Origin of the sequence: Mycobacterium rhizamassiliense (genome assembly GCF_900157375.1) — a bacterium.
Lineage (GTDB): Bacteria > Actinomycetota > Actinomycetes > Mycobacteriales > Mycobacteriaceae > Mycobacterium > Mycobacterium rhizamassiliense.
Window position 1 is genome coordinate 1,321,047 of sequence record NZ_LT721901.1, and the last position, 19,144, is coordinate 1,340,190.

Below are 19,144 nucleotides of genomic sequence, written 5' to 3' on the forward strand. Positions count from 1 at the left end.
CGTAAACAGAGGTATATGCACGCGCTGAAAGCAGACGAGGAGCTGGCGGCCGAGGTGTTCGGCGTCGTCGGGCGATTTCGCCGACAACTCCGGCGCTCGGCGGGCCGCGAGTTCGATTCCGCACGGATCACCGGGTCGCAGACGGAGCTGCTGTGGCTCGTCGGCCGCCAACCGGGGATCTCGGTGCGCGCCGCGGCCGCCGAATTGGGGCTGGTGCCCAACACCGCTTCGACGCTGGTCTCCAAGCTGGTCGCCAGCGGCCTGCTGATCCGGACCGTCGACGAGACCGACCGGCGCGCCTGCCAGCTGCGGCTCGCTGAGCCGACGCAGCAAGTCGTCGACGCGTCCCGAGCCGCCCGCCGGCTGCTGCTGAATGACGTGCTCGACGAGCTAGAAAGCGATCAAATCGATTCTCTGACAAAGGGGTTGGAGGTTCTCAACACGATGACACGACGACTAGGGGAGCGCAGACCATGACCGAACTACTGCCGATGGCGATCGATTGCCAGCACCTGACTTACCGCTACGGCCAGTTCACCGCGGTCGACGACCTGACGTTGAAGGTGCGCCCCGGCGAGACCATGGGCCTGCTCGGTCCCAACGGCGCGGGCAAGACGACCCTGGTGCGGATGCTGACCACGCTGACACCGATCCAGCGCGGCGACTTGCGCATCTTCGGGTTGGACTCCGTGCGCCAGACCACCGACATTCGCAGCAATATCGGCTATGTGCCACAACAACTCTCGATCGAGCCAGCGCTGAGTGGGCGACAGAACGTCGAATGGTTCGCGCGCCTCTACGGCGTCCCCCGCGCCGAGCGGACCGACCGGGTCGAGCAGGCACTGGCCGCGATGGAGCTGCTCGACGTGGCCGACCGGCTGGCGGGGGCCTACTCCGGCGGCATGGTGCGCCGCCTCGAGGTGGCCCAGGCGCTGGTGAACCGCCCGTCGCTGCTGGTGCTGGACGAACCGACCGTCGGGTTGGATCCCATTGCTCGCGACGGCGTCTGGACCCAGGTGCAGAGCATGCAGGCCGAGTTCGGCATGACCGTGCTGCTGACCACCCACTACATGGAAGAGGCCGACGCCCTGTGCGACCGCGTCGCGCTGATGCATCGCGGCGTGCTGCGGGCGGTGGGGACGCCGACGGAGCTGAAGTCGAAGGTGTCGCCGAGCGCCACGCTCGAGGACGTGTTCCGCCACTATGCGGCCTCGGACCTGAGCGAGGCGTCGGAGCCGTCCGACTTCCGCGAAATCCGTTCCAGCAGAAAGGTTGCTAGCCGTGCGAGTTGATCACGCCCCGAACAGTCCGGCCGTAAACCTGGTCCGCGCCCCACGCGGGTGGCATAGAGCGCGCGCCACGATGAGCCGCGTCGGCGCGTTTGCGATCGTCGAAATGCAGAAGCTGCAGCACGACCGCACCGAGCTCGTCACCCGGATGGTGCAGCCGGCGCTGTGGCTGCTGATCTTCGGCACCACGTTTTCTAAGCTGCACGTCATCAACACCGGGCCGGTGTCCTACCTGGCGTTCCTGGCGCCGGGCATCATCGCGCAGTCGGCGCTGTTCATCTCGATTTTCTATGGCATCCAAATCATTTGGGACCGCGATGCCGGCGTGCTGGCCAAGCTCATGGTGACGCCGGCGCCCGCGTCGGCGCTGATCACCGGCAAGGCATTCGCCGCCGGTGTGCGGTCGGTCGCCCAGGTCGTCGGCGTGATGGCGCTGGCCTACGTGATGAACATCGGCCTCACCGTCAACCCGCTGCGGATCCTTGCGGCGATGGTCACCGTGATGCTGGGTGCGGCGTTCTTCGCCTGCCTGTCGATGACGCTGGCCGGGTTGGTGCGCAACCGCGACCGCCTGATGGGTATCGGTCAGGCCATCACTATGCCGTTGTTCTTCGCGTCCAACGCGCTGTATCCGGTCGACGTGATGCCGTCCTGGCTGCGTGTGCTGAGCACCGTCAACCCGCTGAGCTACGAGGTCAACGCGCTGCGGGCGATGCTGATCGGCACGCCGCTCAATCCCCTGGACTTCATCGTGCTGCTGGCCGCCGCGCTGATTGGAATCGCAACGGCCTCAACGTTATTGCGCCGCCTGGTCGCCTAACGGGCTCGCGGTTCGATAGCGCATCCGCGATCGGATGAGAAGACGCCCACACAGTTCCGATAGCCAATCGTGACCTGTTCGCGACGTTTGCCGGCCGAGTCCCAATCGTTGCCCAACCGCGATCTTGTAACGCGGCCATGACAGACGCAATGAATCCCACGTTTGTGTTTCACTGCCCGAGAACAGATTCCACCGCGTCGTGCGGCAGATGAAAGTTGGGATGGGGTAGAGGGCTATGTCGTTCTTAGAAGAGGTGCGAAAGTTCCGCGGCGCCGCGGCGCGCATGCCGCGCCGGATGGCGATCGCGGCCGTGGGTGCTGCCCTGTTGTCGGGTCTTGCCTTCGTCGGCGGCCCCGTGACCGCGGGGGCGTTCTCCAAGGCGGGTCTCCCCGTGGAGTACCTGCAGATCCCGTCGCCGTCGATGGGCCGCAACATCAAGGTCGAGTTCCAGGGCGGCGGAACACACGCCGTGTACCTGCTCGACGGTCTGCGGGCCCAGGACGACTACAACGGCTGGGACATCAACACCCCGGCGTTCGAGGAGTTCTACCAGTCCGGCCTGTCGGTGATCATGCCCGTCGGCGGACAGTCGAGCTTCTACAGCAACTGGTACCAGCCGTCCTCGGGCAACGGGCAGAACTACACCTACAAGTGGGAGACGTTCCTGACCCAGGAGATGCCGACGTGGCTGCAGGCCAACAAGCAGGTGTCGCCGGTGAACAACTCCGTGGTGGGGCTGTCGATGTCGGGTGGTTCGGCACTGATCCTGGCCGCCTACTACCCGCAGCAGTTCCCCTACGCCGCATCGCTGTCCGGCTTCCTCAACCCGTCCGAGGGCTGGTGGCCGACGCTGATCGGCCTGGCGATGAGCGACGCGGGCGGCTACAGCGCCAGCAGCATGTGGGGTCAGTCGACCGACCCGGCGTGGAAGCGCAACGACCCGACGCTGCAGATTCCGCGGCTGGTCGCCAACAACACCCGCGTCTGGGTCTACTGCGGTAATGGCACCCCGAGCGACCTCGGCGGCGACAACATGCCGGCGAAGTTCCTCGAGGGCATGACGCTGCGGACCAACCAGCAGTTCCAGAACACCTACGCGGCGGCCGGTGGGCGCAACGGGGTGTTCAACTTCCCGGCCAACGGCACGCACTCGTGGCCCTACTGGAACCAGCAGTTGATGGCCATGAAGCCGGACATGATTCAGGTCATCAACGCCGTCAACGCTCCTCCCCCGGCGGCTCCCGCCCCCGCCCCGGGGACCTGAGGGCACTAAGCCAGCATCGGCAGCAGCGCACCGGTCAGCGCTGCTGCCGATGCTTTTTATTGCGGGCTAGTTGTGATGTCCAGGGAGGTTGGTCAGTCGGGTGACCGGTGGCTGGCCTCCGAGGGCGGAGTGGGCTCGGTGGTGATTGTAGGAGTGCAGCCAGCCGGGTAGAGCGTCGTTGCGGTGTTCGGTTGATTCGTAGAGTCGGGCGTAGGCCCAGCCGTCGGCAAGAGTGCGGTGGAATCGCTCGACTTTGCCGTTCGTCTGGGGCCGGTAGGCGCGGGTTCGCTTGGCGGTGATGCCCAATTCGGTGCAGGCGTCACGCCAGGCGTAGGACCGGTAGGCCGAGCCGTTGTCGGACAAGACCCTTTCGACGGTGACCCCATGATCGGCAAACCACGCGATGGCACGTCGGAGCACGCCGATGGCGGTGGAGGCTTTTTCATCGGTGCATATTTCGGCGTATGCCACGCGGGAATGATCGTCGATGACGGTGTGTAAGAACGCTATTCCGATTCTGGGTTGATATCGCTTGTTGCGTTCGCCGGTGCGGCGGGCGGTCTGGCGGGCGTTGCGTCTGCTTTGTTGGCGACTCATGAACTTGTGACCCCCACCGTCGGGGATGTTGGCGAACTTGGTGACATCGACATGGATCAATGAACCCGGATAGGCATGCTCGTAGCGGCGCAGCGGTTCGCCGGTGACGCGATCGATGTGCGAGAGCCGGTTGATTCGGCAGCGGGTCAGCACGGCGTGCACGGTCGAGGCCGCCATGCCGAGTTGACCAGCGATCTGAACTGGCCCCAGTCGCTTGCGCCACCGTAGTTTCACGATTCGCCGCATCAGCTGAACATTGGTTTTGGTCGGGCTGCGATGCGGCCTTGAACTGCGGTCGAGCATGCCGGCAGGCCCCTCGGTGCGGTATCGGACGGCCCACTTTTTGGCCGTTCGTTCCGCGACCATGAACATCTTGGCCGCTGCGGCGTAGGTCCAACCCTGCTCGACGACGAGCTGGGCAAGCCTCAAACGGGCGCGCGGGGTCAATGCAGCGTTAACGTGGGACACGAAGGCCTCCTGGTTGGTGAAGCGGTTTCTAGACAGCTCCACTTCACAACCGGAGGCCTTCACCTGTCACACAGGCTCACCGACACCGAACGGGACAACCTCCCTGGACATCACAGCTAGNGGGACACGAAGGCCTCCTGGTTGGTGAAGCGGTTTCTAGACAGCTCCACTTCACAACCGGAGGCCTTCACCTGTCACACAGGCTCACCGACACCGAACGGGACAACCTCCCTGGACATCACAGCTAGTCCAGGACGCGGCGCCGGTCCATGTGGAAATACGTGTAGGCGGTGGTCACCGCGCAGACGGCGGTGGCGACCACCAGCATCCAGGTGCCGTTGACCACCAGGCTGATGCAGCCGCCGATGACGCCGCCGAACACGAAGCTGGAGAACAGCAGGAAGTAGCCGAGCCAGTCCGCGATGGTGCCGCCGGCCATGTGACGCTCGATGCCCTGGCCCATCTTGACCAGGGTGCCCGTCACATAGCTCAGCGCGATCGACACCTCGCCGTTCTTGACGAACGACGTGTTGAGCGCGCCAATGCCGAAGACCACCAACATGATTGGCGCGAAGTCGAGCATGTTCACGCCCCAACCGTCCTCGATGACGTCGACGGCGGTGGCCGCGACCAGGCTGGTGGTGGTCAGCACGGTCGGGCCGTGCGGGTGCCCCGACCAGAACCGCCGACGGCACACCGAGGCGATCACCACGCCGGCGACGAAGCACACCAGCAGCAGGCCCGCGGTGATCGAGAGCAGCACGTCATGCCGGAAGTAGCCCAGGACCGCACGCTGGGCGTTGCCCGTCATAAAGGTGACGAAGTAGCCCTCGGAGTGGGTGAACGCGGTCGCCCCCAGCACACCGGCGAGCACGGCCAGCAGCCACGACAAGCGATCCTCACTGTCGAACATCACCCGCACATGCTGCCAAACGGCGCGCGCCCGCGCTGACTAAACGGCGGCGAGCCGGGCAATGGAGCGCATCGGGATCGGCAACCACCCGGGCCGGTGGCGCGCCTCGTAGCCGGCCTCGTACACCGCCTTGTCCAGCTCGTAGGCGGCCAGCAGCTGTGCGTGATCGCGGGGGTTGACGCCCGACGCGGCCGCGTATCCCTCGCAGAACGCGGTCCGGTTGCGCTCGACCCACTCCCGGGCGCGCGCGGCCAGCTGCTTGTCGCCCTCGTGGTCCACCAGCGGGCCGTAGGCGGCGTACTCGAACGAGCGCAACACGCCCGCCACGTCGCGCAACGCCGAGTCCGGCGCCCGTCGCTCTTCCAGCGGCTGGCCCGGCTCACCTTCGAAGTCGATCAGCAGCCAGCGCTCGGGGGTGCGCAGCACCTGGCCCAGGTGCAGGTCGCCGTGCACCCGCTGCATGGTGACCGGTTCGCCAGCGACCTTCTGGAATTGCTGCTCGATGGCCTCCGCGTGGTCCTGCAGTTCGGGAACCAGCGCGACCGTCGCCGACAGCCGCGCGAGCACGGTATCCACCGGGAAGGTCGCCTGCGTCGTGCCCAGCGCCTCGGCCAGCGTCGCGTGCACGGACGCGACGGCCTCGCCGAGCCGGTTGGACTCGCCGGCGAAATCGCCGCCCACCTCGTGGGCGTACAGGTCGCCCTCGGCGAACAGGTCGCGAACGCTGGCGGTGGCCATCGCCCAGCCTTCCGCGGCGTTGGCCGCGAACTCGGTCACCATGCCCAGCGGCCAGGCGCCGTCGGTGTCACGCTGACCGTTGGAGTTGGGCCCGGCGATCTCGTAGGTCCCGAGCAACCGCGCCACGTGCGGGTTGCCGGCGCGGCCGAGCACCCGGTTGAGCTCGATGTCCGGGTTGATGCCGCTGCTGACCCGGCGGAACACCTTGAAGATGGCGCGCCGGTCGAAGATCACGCTGGTGTTGGACTGTTCGGCGTCCGACACGTGGGGCACGGCCTCCAGCGGCAGTTCGGTGTCGGGTTCCTTGGAGAACGACACCTCGGTGCCCATTGAATCGCGTGTATCGCGCACGGCCGCGGAGTTCATCAGCGACAGCAGGAATTGCGGCGCGTCGGCGTCGTACAGCGCGTCGAAGCCGGTCCGGTCGTCGGCGGCGCCGATCGTCGCGATGCTGCTGTACTCGGAGACCGGCGCGGCGTCCCACTCGACGATCACCTGGTAACGCTCCGAGGAGCCGTTGGTGTAGTAGGCGTCGACCAGCACCAGGTCGAGGTCGTCGCGCAGCGAGACCACCAGGGCGGTCTCGGCAGTGGCCAGTTCGCGGTTGCGCCCGGCATACCAGCGTTGTTGTGGCAGCCAGTCGGTCCAGGGCAAGTTGGCCGCCGACTCGGATGAGACAGTCATGCGTTCTCCTCTGATGCCGACAACTGGAACCAGTAGAACCCGTGACCCGGCAGTGTCAGCAGGTAGGGCAGGTGGCCGATGCGGGGAAACTCCACCTGGCCGGTGAGTTCGACCGGGATGCTCCCGCTCCATTGCTGCAGGTTCAGCTCGATGGGCTGCGGGAACCGCGACAGATTGTTGACGCACAGCACGGTGTCGCCGTCTTCCCGAGCCTGGCGCGCGAACACCAGCACCGACGGGTTCGACCCACCGAGTTCCTCGAAATCCCCGACGGCAAAGGCGTTGTGGCGGCGGCGCACCCCGAGCATGGTGCGGGTCCAGTTCAGCAGCGACGCCGAGGTGTCGCGCTGCGCTTCGACGTTGACGGCCTGATAGCCGTAGACCGAATCCTGGTTGGGCGGCAGGTACAGCCGGCCCGGGGTGGCCTTGGAGAACCCGGCGTTGCGGTCCGGTGTCCACTGCATCGGGGTGCGCACCCCGTCGCGGTCACCCAGCCAGATCACGTCACCCATCCCGATCTCGTCGCCGTAGTACAGGACCGGCGAACCGGGCAGCGACAGCAACAGCGCGGTGAACAACTGCATCTGATTGCGGTCGTTGTCCAGCAGCGGCGCCAGCCGGCGGCGGATCCCCACGTTCGCCTTCATCCGCGGATCTTTGGCGTACTCGGAGTACATGTAGTCACGTTCTTCGTCGCTGACCATCTCCAGCGTCAACTCGTCGTGGTTGCGCAGGAAGATCCCCCACTGCGCCATGTCCGGGATGTCGGGTGTCTGCGCCAGGATCTCCGAGATCGGAAACCGCGACTCCCGGCGGACCGCCATGAAGATCCGCGGCATCAGCGGGAAATGGAACGCCATGTGGCATTCGTCGCCGCCGGTGCTGGCATCTCCGAAGTACTCGACCACGTCGGCCGGCCACTGATTGGCCTCGGCCAGCAACACCCGGCCCGGGAATTCGTCGTCGACGACCTTGCGGACCTTCTTGAGGAAGGCGTGCGTTTCCGGCAGGTTTTCGCAGTTGGTGCCCTCGCGCTCGAAGAGGTAGGGCACGGCGTCCAGCCGAAATCCGTCGATGCCGAGGTCGAGCCAGAAGCGCAGGACGTCGATCATGGCTTCCTGCACGGCGGGGTTGTCGTAGTTGAGGTCCGGCTGGTGCGAGAAGAACCGGTGCCAGTAGAACTGCTTGCGCACCGGGTCGAACGTCCAGTTCGACTCCTCGGTGTCGATGAAGATGATCCGGGCGTCGGTGTACTTCTCGCTGGTGTCGCTCCACACGTAGTAGTCGCCGTATGGCCCGTCCGGGTCGTGCCGCGACTCCTGGAACCACGGGTGTGAATCCGAGGTGTGGTTCATCACCAGGTCGGTGATCACCCGGATGCCGCGCTCGTGCGCGGCGTTGAGCAGGGCGACGAAGTCCTCGACCGTCCCGAACTCGGGCAGCACCTTGTAGAAGTCGCGGATGTCGTAGCCGCCGTCGCGCAGCGGCGAATCGTAGAACGGCGGCAGCCAGAGGCAGTCCACGCCCAGCCACTGCAGGTAGTCGAGGCGCCCGATCAGCCCGCGCAGGTCACCCGAACCGTCCGCGTTCGCATCGGAGAACGCCCGGACCAGGACCTCGTAGAACACCGCGTGCTTGAACCACGTGGGATCGGCCGGCAGCGACGCGGCATTCTCGAAGTCTTCGGCTTCGGGGTGCTCGACCACGCCTCCTTCGACGTGACTTCCCCCGGCGGGATGGTGCTCGACAGCGTCTTTTGCGTCGTTCATCAATTCCACGATGCCACGGGTACCCGAGGCCGCCACTTCGGAACCACGCGGCCTAAATTGCCTAATGACAACCGAATTGACCGGCTGCCAGGCACTTCCCGCGCGGCTATCAGGCCGGAGGCCCTTCCGCCAGCACCACCGGCGCGCTGTGCTCGCCGTCCTGGGAGCGCCAGCGCAGGGTGATCGTGTCCCCCGGGTGATGCGGAACGAACACGTCGGTCATCGACGTGGGCCCGTTGATCGCGACGTTGTCGACGCCGATGACGACGTCGCCCGGTGCGATCCCGGTACCGGCGGCCGGGCCGCCGTTGACCAGGCGGGCGACCTTCGCGCCGTTGCCGGAGTTCTCGGCGACGCCCATGCCGAGGAAGGCCGTCGGTCCGATGTGCACGGTGTTGGAGCCGGCCCCGCCGCGGATGGCGCCCGCCACGCCCATCGCCTGACCGATCGGGATGGCGAAGCCCTGCCCGCCGGACATCTTGTAGCTGTCGCTGGCCGCGACGTCCACGCCGATAACCTGACCGGCGTTGTTGACCAGCGGTCCGCCGGAGTCGCCGGGCCGGATCGCGGTGTCGGCCTGGATCAGCCCGCCCAGCTTTTCGTCGGCGCCGGTCAGGGTGTCGGACGCCGAGACGCTCTGGTTGAGGGCGACGACCTTGCCCCGGACCGCCTCGGGCGAGCCGCTACCGCCGGCGTTGCCCACCGCGGTGACCGGGTCGCCAATGGCGACTCCGCCGCCGATCGCGGCGGAGGGCAGGCCACCCGCGCCGCGCAGCTGCAGCACCGCGATGTCCGCGTTGCGGTCATAGCCGATCACGTCGACGGCGTAGGTCTGGCCGTTGCCGACGTCGAACGCGCTGATGTCGGTGGCGGCGGAGATGACGTGGTTGTTGGTGAGCACGACGCCGCCCGGATCGATGACGATGCCGGTGCCGGCCCCGATCGCGTTGTTGTAGCCGAACTTGGTGTTGATGTTGACGATCTGCGGCGTGACGATCGCCGCGGCATCCAGCGGCAGCGGCCTGGTAGGTGTGGCGGATGCCGGCACCGCGGCCAGGCCCAGACCCACCGCGAGCACGGCCAGGATGCTGGCCAACCGTGACCACCAGATCTGGCGGTGATGCCGTCTATTCATCCCCGTGCCTCCTGCTGTGAACACCAGAATCCGCCGAGTATTTGCTCGAAGCGGTACGAACTGTGTACATCACCGTAGTGCAGGTAGCTAGTTGAGACAGCGTTGCGGCCCATAAGCTGGGCAGATGGGCGAATTCGACCCGCGGGCCGGCTTCGGACGGTCCCCGGTGGCGCGGCTGGCCACCAGCACGCCCGACGGAAAGCCGCACCTGGTGCCCGTGGTGTTCGCGGTCGACCCGGACCCGCCGGACGGTCACGACGTCGTGTACACCGCCGTGGACGCCAAGCCGAAGACGACGCAACGACTCCGCCGGCTGGCGAACATCCAGGCCAATCCGCGGGTCAGCCTGCTCGTCGACCACTACGGCGACGATTGGACGCAGTTGTGGTGGGTACGCGTCGACGGCGTCGCGGCGATCCATTCAGAGGGCGCGGCGATGGCTGCCGGTTACGCGCTGCTGCGCGCGAAATACCCTCAGTACCAATCTGTTTCGCTGAACGGCCCGGTGATCGCGGTGACGGTGCGCCGCTGGTCGAGCTGGCACGCCTGAGGCGCGCTCACGCAGGCCTTGTGCTGGGCGGCAGTTGAGAGAAAGGTTGCTTACTACATCTGTGAGCTGGGCCACACCGCGCGCGAACTGGACCCGCCGGCGCGGCCGTCTGGAGGAACGCCATGGCCGACAAAGCGAACATCGCCCGGAGCGGAGCCGCGCCCATCGCGAACGGCCCGGGCGACGTTCGCAACATCGTCCTGGTGGGACCGTCGGGCGGCGGCAAGACGACTCTGGTGGAGACCCTGCTGGTGGCGGCCGGGGTGCTGGTGCGGCCGGGCTCCATCGTGGACGGCAGCACCATCTGCGACTACGACGACGCCGAGATCCGCCAACAGCGGTCGGTCGGTGTCGCGGTCGTGTCGTTGCTGCATGACGGCGTCAAGATCAACCTGGTCGACACGCCGGGATACGCCGATTTCGTCGGCGAGCTGCGGGCCGGATTGCGGGCGGCGGACTGCGCGCTGTTCGTGATCGCGGCCAACGAGGGCGTCGACGAGCCGACCAAGTCGCTGTGGCAGGAATGCCGCCAGGTCGGCATGCCGCGCGCCGTGGCGATCACCAAGCTCGACCACGCCAGGGCGAACTACGCCGAGGCGCTGGCCGCCGCGCAGGACGCGTTCGGCGACAAGGTCATGCCGCTGTACCTGCCGATCGGGCCGGCGTCCTGCGAGGGCCTGATCGGCCTGCTGTCGCAGACCCGGTACCTGTATGCCGGCGGGAAGCGGACCACGGCGGCGCCGGAGGACTCGGACGCCGAGCGGATCGAGGACGCGCGCGGCACCCTGATCGAAGGCATCATCGAGGAATCCGAGGACGAGTCGCTGATGGAGCGGTACCTCGGCGGCGAGGCCATCGACGAGGCGGTGCTCATCGAGGACCTGGAGCGGGCCATCGCCCGGGGTTCCTTCTTCCCGGTGATCCCGGTGTGCAGCGGCACCGGCGTGGGGACGCTGGAATTGCTGGAGGTGGCGACCCGCGGATTCCCGTCCCCGATGGAACACCCACTGCCGGAAGTCTTTACACCGTTGGGCGCCCCGCACGCCGAGCTGGCCTGCGACGCGGGAGCCCCACTGTTGGCCGAGGTGGTGAAGACGACGTCGGACCCCTACGTCGGCAGGGTAAGCCTGGTCCGGGTGTTCTCCGGGACCATCAAGCCCGACACGACCGTCCATGTGTCGGGCCATTTTTCGTCCTTCTTCGGCGAGTCCAACGGCTCCGACTCCAGGGCCAGCACCCACCCCGACCACGACGAGGACGAGCGCATCGGCGTGCTGTCCTTCCCGCTCGGCAAGCAGCAGCGCCCGGCGCCCGCGGTGGTGGCGGGCGACATCTGCGCGATCGGCAAGCTGAGCCGGGCCGAAACCGGTGACACGCTTTCGGATAAGGCCGAGCCCCTGGTGCTGAAGCCATGGACCATGCCGGAACCGCTGTTGCCGATCGCGATTGCGGCGCACGCAAAGACCGACGAGGACAAGCTGTCGGTGGGGCTGGGCCGGCTCGCCGCGGAAGACCCGACGCTGCGGATCGCGCAGAATCAGGAGACCCACCAGATCGTGCTCTGGTGCATGGGCGAGGCGCACGCCGGCGTGGTGCTCGACGCGCTGGCCAATCGGTACGGCGTCACTGTCGACACTGTCCAGCTGCGCATCCCGCTGCGAGAAACGTTCGGCGGCAAGGCAAAAGGCCATGGCCGCCATGTCAAGCAGTCCGGCGGGCACGGGCAGTACGCCGTCTGCGAGATCGAGGTCGAACCGCTGCCCGAGGGGTCGGGCTTCGAGTTCGTCGACAAGGTCGTCGGCGGGGCGGTGCCGCGGAATTTCATCCCGAGCGTGGAGAAGGGGGTGCGGGCGCAGATGGAAAAGGGTGTCCACACCGGCTACCCGGTGGTCGACATCCGGGTCACCCTGCTCGACGGCAAGGCGCACAGCGTCGACTCCTCGGACTTCGCCTTCCAGATGGCGGGCTCGCTGGCCCTACGGGAAGCCGCGGCCGCCACCAAGGTCAGCCTGCTCGAGCCCATCGACGAAATCTCGGTGCTGATTCCCGACGACTTCGTCGGCGCGGTGATGGGCGACCTGTCCGGCCGGCGCGGCCGGGTGCTCGGCACCGACACGGTCGGTCAGGACCGCACGATGGTGCGCGCCGAGGTTCCTCAGGTGGAGCTGACCCGGTATGCCATCGACCTGCGTTCACTGGCGCACGGGGCGGCGTCGTTCACCCGTTCGTTCGCCCGGTACGAACCGATGCCCGAATCCGCGGCCACCCGGGTGCAGGCTACTGTGTGAAAGCACCTGCGGACCAACCAGATTGGGATTATGTCGACATTCAATGGCCTGCCCCTGCATATCCTGCTCAACCACTTCGTCGTCGTCCTGGGCCCGCTGGCGGCGATCCTGGCGATCCTGTGCGTGGTGTGGCCCGCGGCGCGACGCCGGCTGATCTGGCCGGTGCTGCTGCTCGCGGTGGGCACGCTCGTGTTGACGCCGATGACGACCACCGCGGGCGTCTGGTTGGCGGCCCGCGTCGGTAGGCCGTCGCCGATCCTGATCAATCACGAGCAGCTCGGCTCGACGCTGATCTACATCATCGCGGCGCTGGCCGGGACGGTGGCGCTGCTGGCCGCCGTGCACGTTCGCCTGGAGCGCGGCGTGGAAGTGCGGGGGACGCTGCACGCCGCGGTCGCGGTGCTGGTGCTCATCGCGGCCGTGGCCACGCTGGTGCAGACCTACCGCGTCGGCGATTCCGGCGCCCGGGCCGCCTGGGGGAACGTGACGTCGTCGGCCGCGTAAGCGGCCCGCGTCAGGCCGGACTGCCGAATTGCTCGGCCACCGCGCGGCGATCCAGCGAACCCTTTGCGGTGTGCGGCAACTCGCTGGCTTCCGTGTAGCTGGTGGGGATTTCGTACGGAGCCAGCCGGTTGGCGCAGAACGCCGCAAGCTCGTCGGGGGTCGGCACGCTCGATCCCCGCGCAACGATCACCGCGGCCACCGTCTCGCCGTACATCTTGTCGGCCAGCCCGTACACGGCCACCTCCAGCACGCCCGGATGGCTGGCCAGCACGCCCTCGACGCGCTCCGGGGAGATCTTCTCGCCGCCCCGGTTGATCAGTTCCTTGATGCGGCCGCGGATGCTCAGGTCCCCCGCCTCCGACAGCGACCCCAGATCGCCGGTGCGCAGCCAGCCGTCGGTGAAGTTGGCGGCGGTGATCGCCGGGTCGCCGAGGTAGCCGCGGACCACCGTAGGGCCGTGCAGCCAGACTTCGCCGACGGCTTCGGCGCCGACGGGCCGCCCGTCCTGGCCGGCGATCCGGATCTGCGGGCTGGTCGACTTGCCCACGAGACCCGTTGTCTCGGCGGGATTTTCGTCCTCACCGATGCCCGTGGTGGCGACCTGATGGGTGGACTCGGTCATCCCGAACGCGCACACCACCGGCGCCGAGAACGTATCTTGCAGCGCCTGAGCAGCTTCCGTGGTGAGCGGGGCGCTGCAGCTGCGGATGAAGCGCAGCGCGATCTTGTCGCTGTTGGGCTGTTCGGTCCTGGCCCGCTCCAACAGGATCTGGTGGATCGTCGGGACGGCGGTGTACCAGGTGGCCTGGACGGCATCGATGTCGTCCCAGAAGGTGTGCGCCGAGAACTTCCCGCGCGCCGGCAACAACACCGTGCCGCCCGACGCCAGCGTCGACAGCAGCGCGGCCACCAGGCCGTGGCCGTGGTAGAGCGGCATCACCGCGACGGTGGCGTCCTGTGGGCCCAGCCGATAGCCGGCGATGATGGCCCGCACCGAACCGGCGAGGTTGGCGCGGGTCCACGGCACCATCTTCGGCGTGCCGGTGGTCCCGCCGGTGAACATGATCATCGCGTCGTCGGGGCGCAGGCCCCGCGGCGTCGAGACGTCCTGCTGGAGGCCCGCCGCGGTGTCGAGGGTGACCTGGAGCGCACCAGCGTCGCCTCCGAAGGCCACCGCGATCGGCCACCACCGCGTGCCGGTGTCGGGCTCCCCGTCGGCGCTGCCGTCGACGAGCACGGCCCGCGCGCCCGCCGCGTCGCCGCGCACGGCCTGCTCACCGACGGGCAGCGCGGGATCCAACGGCACCACGACCAGGCCCGCTCGCGACGCCGCGAGCAGGCCGACGACGAATTCGGCGTTGCTGCCGGTGCGCAGCCCGACCCGGTCGCCGGGCCGCAGGCCACCCCGCTCGAGCTGTGCGGCCAGGTCGTCGACCAGGCCGACCAAATCGCGGTAGCTGATCGGAAGCCGCTCGGCGGTCACGACCAGCGCGGGGGCCTCCGGTGCCCGACCGGCGACTGCGGCCACCAGGTCGGCGATGCTCGGGGATTCGTCGGTCAACTCCGCCGACGGGGTGATCAAGTCAGACATCGCCGTGGTCCTTCCGCTCGTTCGCATGTGTATCAGCACCTGCTTGAACGATGCCGAGAAACCTCCCCGTTCGTCCAATACTGTTCAGCTCACGATCGATAATCAGCGGCTATCGAGGCATAGCGACGGGGTCTTGGACAACGGCGCAGCACCCGGACGACAGTGAAAGACGACAGGCACGCAACAGACGAGGAGCCGGGAATGACCACCCAGACCGATGGCTTTCACCTGGTCGTGGACGCCCTGAAGGCCAACGGCATCGAGACGATCTACGGGATCGTCGGCATCCCGATCACCGACCTGGCGCGCGTCGCGCAAGCTTCCGGGATCCGCTACATCGGCTTCCGGCAGGAGACGTCCGCGGGAAACGCGGCCGCTGCCGCGGGGTTCCTCACCCAGCGTCCCGGCGTCTGTCTGACGACCTCGGGACCCGGCTTTCTCAACGGGCTACCCGCCCTGGCCAACGCCACCACCAACTGCTTCCCGATGATCCAGATTTCGGGCTCGAGCAATCGCGCGCTGGTCGATCTGCAGCGCGGCGACTACCAGGACCTCGATCAGCTCAATGCCGCAAGGCCTTTCGCGAAGGCGGCCTACCGGATCACCCGGGTCGAGGACATCGGGCGCGGCATCGCGCGCGCCGTTCGCACCGCCGTGTCCGGCCGCCCGGGCGGGGTCTACCTCGACATCCCCGGCGTCGTGCTGGGCCAGGCCATGGACGCCGCGGCCGCGGCCGACAGCGTGTGGCGGGTCGTCGACCCGGCTCCCCGCCAGCTGCCGGCGCCCGACGCGGTCGATCGCGCGGTCGAGATACTCGCCGCGGCGCAACGCCCGCTGATCGTGCTCGGCAAGGGCGCGGCCTACGCACAGGCCGACGCCGCGATCCGGGAGTTCGTGGAGACCACCGGCATTCCATTCCTGCCCATGTCGATGGCCAAGGGGCTGCTGCCCGATTCGCACCCGCAGTCGGTGGCGGCCGCGCGCTCGCTGGCGATCGGCCGCGCCGACGCGGTGCTGCTGGTCGGGGCCCGGCTGAATTGGCTACTCGGCCATGGCGATTCGCCGCAGTGGGATGCCGGCGCCAAGTTTATCCAAATCGACATTGCGGCAAGCGAATTCGACAGCAATCAGCCGATCGCCGCGCCGCTGGCCGGTGACGTCGGCTCGGTGCTGGCGGCGCTGTCCGATCACCTGGCGGCCCACCCGATCTCGGTGCCCGCAGCATGGACCGGCGAGCTGGCCGAGCGCAGGGAGCGCAACGACGCCAAGATGGCCGAGCGGCTGGCCGACGATCCGCACCCGATGCGGTTCTACAACGCGCTGGGCGCCATTCGCGCTGTGCTGCAGCAAAACCCGGACGTCTACGTCGTCAACGAGGGGGCCAACGCGCTGGACCTGGCCCGCAACGTGATCGACATGGAGCTACCGCGCCACCGGCTGGACAGCGGAACCTGGGGCGTGATGGGCGTCGGCATGGGCTATGCCATCGCCGCCGCGGTCGAGACCGGCAGGCCGGTCGTCGCTATCGAGGGCGACAGCGCGTTCGGCTTCTCCGGCATGGAGATCGAGACCATCTGCCGCTACCGGCTACCCGTCACCGTGGTAATCCTCAACAACGGCGGGGTGTACCGCGGCGACGAGGAGCAAACGGGCGGCGATCCGGCCCCCACGGTGCTCAACGCGCGGGCGCGACACGAGCTGATCGCGGAAGCGTTCGGCGGCAAGGGGTACCACGTGAGCACGCCGGCGGAGCTGCGGGCGGCGCTGACCCAGGCGCTGGTTTCCGGCGGCCCGTCGATCGTCGACTGCGAACTGGATCCGGCGGCCGGGGTGGAAAGCGGCCACCTGGCCGCCCTGAACCCGACCAGCGCCGCACGGAAGTCAGTCAGCGCCGATGCGTGATGCCCAGGAGCTGCGCGTCGAAGAATTCGTTCAGCGCCAGCCCTTGGGCGGATGCGCTCAGCGCCCGGGCAATTGGTGACCCCGGACCGGCGGCGTTGGTCGCGAGGGCGATCTGAGCCTTGAGCACGGGGTCGACCATCTCGACCGCGCGGATGTCGCCCTGCAGCGGCGACGTCCACAGCCAGGTGTGCGGCACGATGCATGCCCAGTTGCCGGTGGCGACCTGCGCCAAGAGCGAAGCAACGGAGTCGGTCTCGACTTGCGGTGCGACGGTGATGCCGTGGCCCGCGAAGGCCTGGTCGATGCTCTGGCGGTCCCGCATCGCCGGGGTCAGCAGCGCCAGCGGCAGCTGCGCGGCGTCCGGCCACGCCAATGTCGTTGCGCCAGAGGGCAACATGTCCGATGGCGACAGCAGCACGTAGCGCTCCTCGTACAGCGGCACCAGGTCCACCTCGGCCGCGTCCTCGGGGGTGGCGTGCACGATCGCGGCGTCCAGCTCGAATTCGCGCACCCGGCGGTACAACTCGGTGGCCGCCAGCCGGGACAGGATCTGCACCTTCGCCAGCGGGTGCGCCGAACAGAAGGCCGAAAGCACCAACGAGGCCGTCGTCGAGGCAGTCGGCACGGTGCCCAGCCGCAGCGTTCCCGTGATGCCGGAGCGCACCGCATCCACCTCGGCCTTGAACGCGTCGTGTTCGGCCAGAATCCGCTTGGCCCACACCACCAACCGGTCCCCTTCGGGCGTCAGGCCCTCGAAGCTGTGCCCGCGGTTGATCAGCGTGACGTTCAGCTCGCGCTCCAGCTTGGCGATCGCGGCGGACAGCGCGGGTTGCGAGACGTAGCACTTCTCAGCCGCCCGGGCGAAGTGGCGCTCCTGGGCGACCGCGACGAAGTACTCCAGTTGCCGGAAGAGCACCGCACCTCCTCGGTCTTGCCCGCACCGATTTCGCTGAATCTAACGCGTCACCATCAGGCCAGCCAATCCAGCGTCTGCGCCACGTCGCGGACGGCGACCCCGATGGCGCGGCATTCGTCGGCTCCCCGCTCGTATACGCCCGACACCGCATCGGAAACCAGCACGACGCGAAAGTCGCGTTCGGAGGCCTCATAGATCGACGTCCGCGGGCAATTCGGGAAGTTGCAACCCGCGAAAACCACGGTGTCGCTGCCACTTTCATGCAGATGCCGTTCGAGGATCGTGTCGTAGAAGGCGCCCCAGCGCGGTTTGTACAGCACGTGCTCACCCGGGCCGATCCGTTGCAGACCACCGCCCAGCAGCAGCTCGTGGTCCAGTTCGATGTCGCCGGGCAGCAATTCGGCGGGGATCTGCGAACCGGGGCCGCCCGGCACCGCGACGCGCGCCCCATGCTCGATCGCCTGGCGGCGCACCAGGTCCACGTTCGACCCGTCCGGGCGATACAGCCGGACGAGGTGCACGATCGGTAGCCCCCGTCGGCGGAAGGCGCTGGCCAGCTTCGCGATTGCCGGGATCACGGCGTGGGTGCCCGCAACCGGCATCGCGGCTTGCCCGTCCGGTGCGTCGAGGAAATCGCGTTGCATGTCGATCAACAGCAGCGCCGCCGAGGCGGCCAGCGGGTGTGTATAGGGATCGTGTTGCGTCACGCCATCCCTCGTTCCTCCAGCATGTGATGCGATCGAACTCAATCGGAGACCGGATCGTTACCCTCAACGGGAATCCCATTGTTTGCTAAAAGCCCCAATGATGGGACAGCCAGTAGAATATCGTCGTGTCAATCGCACCATCTCGAAGGGCGGGCGCTATGCGTCGAGGGGTTCGTTATCTGGCTGTGATGCTCGCGATCACGAGCATGGGCATCGCCGGATCCGTCGTGGCGTCGCCGGCTCCCAGCCGGGCCTCGGTCCCTCCGTCGGAACCGACCCCCGGTGTCGCGTCGATTTTGCCGGCCGATGGCGCCGTGGTGGGCGTGGCGCATCCCGTCGTCGTGACCTTCACCGCGCCCGTCACCGATCGCACCGCCGCCGAGCGCACCATCCGGGTCAGCTCGCCCAGCAATATGACCGGCCATTTCGAGTGGCCGGAAAACAACGTGATGCAGTGGGTTCCGAACCACTACTGGCCCGCCCACAGCCACGTCTCGGTGGGCGTACAAATGCTGACGACCGGCTTCGACACCGGTGACCAGTTCCTCGGCGTCGCCAGCATCTCCGGCCACACCTTCACCGCCAGCCGCAACGGCGAGATCCTGCGGACCATGCCGGCGTCGATGGGCAAACCGAGCCGCCCGACGCCGATCGGCAATTTCAACGCCATGTCGAAGGAACGCACAGTCGTCATGGATTCGCGGACCATCGGCATCCCGCTGAGCTCCCCCGAGGGATACAAGATCACCGCGCAGTACGCGGTGCGCGTCACCTCGAGCGGTGTCTACGTGCACTCGGCCCCGTGGTCGGTCGACTCGCAGGGGCACTCCAATGTCAGCCACGGCTGCATCAACCTGAGCCCGGACAACGCCGCCTGGTACTTCAACCAGGTCAATGTGGGCGACCCGATCCAGGTCGTGGCCTGACAACAGTCGTTGTCCCGGCGCCGCGGAGTCTCTGAAGCGCGGGTTTAGGCGGTGTGCCGCGATCATCGAGCGTTGTGTGGCCA

The 19,144-nt window shown here is 67.6% G+C and carries 17 protein-coding genes; 9 read left to right on the plus strand and 8 right to left on the minus strand.

Annotated elements, in window-relative coordinates; translation table 11 throughout:
- Positions 1-15 precede the first annotated feature (15 nt).
- The 4 genes from MRAB57_RS06545 (at position 16) to MRAB57_RS06560 (ending at position 3,373) form a co-directional block, all read left to right on the plus strand.
- Positions 16-477 carry a MarR family winged helix-turn-helix transcriptional regulator gene (locus tag MRAB57_RS06545; RefSeq protein WP_077086855.1) on the plus strand — a complete coding sequence of 154 codons (462 nt, stop codon included), beginning with the start codon at positions 16-18 and terminating at the stop codon, positions 475-477.
- On the plus strand, positions 474-1,292 hold the full coding sequence (locus tag MRAB57_RS06550) for an ATP-binding cassette domain-containing protein (protein ID WP_077086856.1): 819 nt from the start codon (positions 474-476) through the stop codon (positions 1,290-1,292). Before MRAB57_RS06545 ends, MRAB57_RS06550 begins: the two co-directional genes overlap by 4 nt.
- A 70-nt stretch (positions 1,293-1,362) precedes the next feature.
- Positions 1,363-2,109, plus strand: a complete 747-nt coding sequence (locus MRAB57_RS06555) for an ABC transporter permease (RefSeq protein WP_108637892.1) — start codon at positions 1,363-1,365, stop codon at positions 2,107-2,109.
- A gap of 235 nt (positions 2,110-2,344) precedes the next feature.
- Positions 2,345-3,373, plus strand: coding sequence for an esterase family protein (locus MRAB57_RS06560; RefSeq protein WP_077086858.1), 1,029 nt, complete (start codon positions 2,345-2,347; stop codon positions 3,371-3,373).
- 66 nt (positions 3,374-3,439) lie between these two features.
- On the opposite strand, the gene MRAB57_RS06565 is transcribed toward MRAB57_RS06560, so the two are convergent.
- The 5 genes from MRAB57_RS06565 to MRAB57_RS06585 form a co-directional block, all read right to left on the minus strand.
- The gene (locus MRAB57_RS06565) at positions 3,440-4,438 is read right to left on the minus strand and encodes an IS481 family transposase (protein WP_108638060.1); all 999 of its coding nucleotides are present in this window, start codon (positions 4,436-4,438) and stop codon (positions 3,440-3,442) included.
- A gap of 244 nt (positions 4,439-4,682) precedes the next feature.
- The gene (locus MRAB57_RS06570; RefSeq protein WP_077090423.1) at positions 4,683-5,351 is read right to left on the minus strand and encodes a YoaK family protein; all 669 of its coding nucleotides are present in this window, start codon (positions 5,349-5,351) and stop codon (positions 4,683-4,685) included.
- 39 nt (positions 5,352-5,390) lie between these two features.
- Positions 5,391-6,773, minus strand: a complete 1,383-nt coding sequence (locus MRAB57_RS06575; protein WP_077086860.1) for a maltokinase N-terminal cap-like domain-containing protein — start codon at positions 6,771-6,773, stop codon at positions 5,391-5,393.
- Positions 6,770-8,542 carry a maltose alpha-D-glucosyltransferase gene (gene treS, locus MRAB57_RS06580; RefSeq protein WP_077090424.1) on the minus strand — a complete coding sequence of 591 codons (1,773 nt, stop codon included), beginning with the start codon at positions 8,540-8,542 and terminating at the stop codon, positions 6,770-6,772. The genes MRAB57_RS06575 and treS overlap by 4 nt, the downstream gene beginning before the upstream one ends.
- A gap of 109 nt (positions 8,543-8,651) precedes the next feature.
- Entirely contained in the window at positions 8,652-9,677 is a 1,026-nt protein-coding gene (locus MRAB57_RS06585) for a S1C family serine protease (RefSeq protein ID WP_077086861.1), read from the minus strand.
- A gap of 124 nt (positions 9,678-9,801) precedes the next feature.
- Between MRAB57_RS06585 and MRAB57_RS06590 the strand changes: the two genes are divergently transcribed.
- The 3 genes from MRAB57_RS06590 (at position 9,802) to MRAB57_RS06600 (ending at position 13,019) form a co-directional block, all read left to right on the plus strand.
- Positions 9,802-10,227, plus strand: a complete 426-nt coding sequence (locus MRAB57_RS06590; protein ID WP_077086862.1) for a TIGR03668 family PPOX class F420-dependent oxidoreductase — start codon at positions 9,802-9,804, stop codon at positions 10,225-10,227.
- 122 nt (positions 10,228-10,349) lie between these two features.
- Positions 10,350-12,515, plus strand: a complete 2,166-nt coding sequence (locus tag MRAB57_RS06595; RefSeq protein ID WP_077086863.1) for an elongation factor G-like protein EF-G2 — start codon at positions 10,350-10,352, stop codon at positions 12,513-12,515.
- A 30-nt stretch (positions 12,516-12,545) separates the two neighbouring features.
- A complete protein-coding gene (locus tag MRAB57_RS06600) occupies positions 12,546-13,019 on the plus strand; it encodes a DUF2231 domain-containing protein (RefSeq protein WP_077086864.1) in 474 nt (157 codons plus the stop codon).
- 10 nt (positions 13,020-13,029) lie between these two features.
- Here the strand turns inward: MRAB57_RS06600 and MRAB57_RS06605 are convergent, their stop codons facing one another.
- On the minus strand, positions 13,030-14,610 hold the full coding sequence (locus MRAB57_RS06605; protein WP_077090425.1) for a FadD7 family fatty acid--CoA ligase: 1,581 nt from the start codon (positions 14,608-14,610) through the stop codon (positions 13,030-13,032).
- A gap of 201 nt (positions 14,611-14,811) precedes the next feature.
- On the opposite strand from MRAB57_RS06605, the gene oxc reads away from it, so the two are divergent.
- Positions 14,812-16,512: an oxalyl-CoA decarboxylase gene (gene oxc / locus MRAB57_RS06610; protein WP_077086865.1), complete on the plus strand. Its 1,701-nt coding sequence runs from the start codon at positions 14,812-14,814 to the stop codon at positions 16,510-16,512.
- On the opposite strand, the gene MRAB57_RS06615 is transcribed toward oxc, so the two are convergent.
- Positions 16,496-17,428 (minus strand): LysR family transcriptional regulator, encoded by a 933-nt coding sequence (locus MRAB57_RS06615; protein ID WP_077086866.1) that lies wholly within the window; start codon positions 17,426-17,428, stop codon positions 16,496-16,498. The two genes, oxc and MRAB57_RS06615, sit on opposite strands and share 17 nt — an antisense overlap.
- A gap of 53 nt (positions 17,429-17,481) precedes the next feature.
- Positions 17,482-18,135, minus strand: a complete 654-nt coding sequence (locus tag MRAB57_RS06620) for a cysteine hydrolase family protein (protein WP_108637893.1) — start codon at positions 18,133-18,135, stop codon at positions 17,482-17,484.
- Positions 18,136-18,293: 158 nt separating this feature from the next.
- On the opposite strand from MRAB57_RS06620, the gene MRAB57_RS06625 reads away from it, so the two are divergent.
- The gene (locus tag MRAB57_RS06625; protein WP_077086867.1) at positions 18,294-19,061 is read left to right on the plus strand and encodes a L,D-transpeptidase; all 768 of its coding nucleotides are present in this window, start codon (positions 18,294-18,296) and stop codon (positions 19,059-19,061) included.
- Positions 19,062-19,144: the final 83 nt, after the last annotated feature.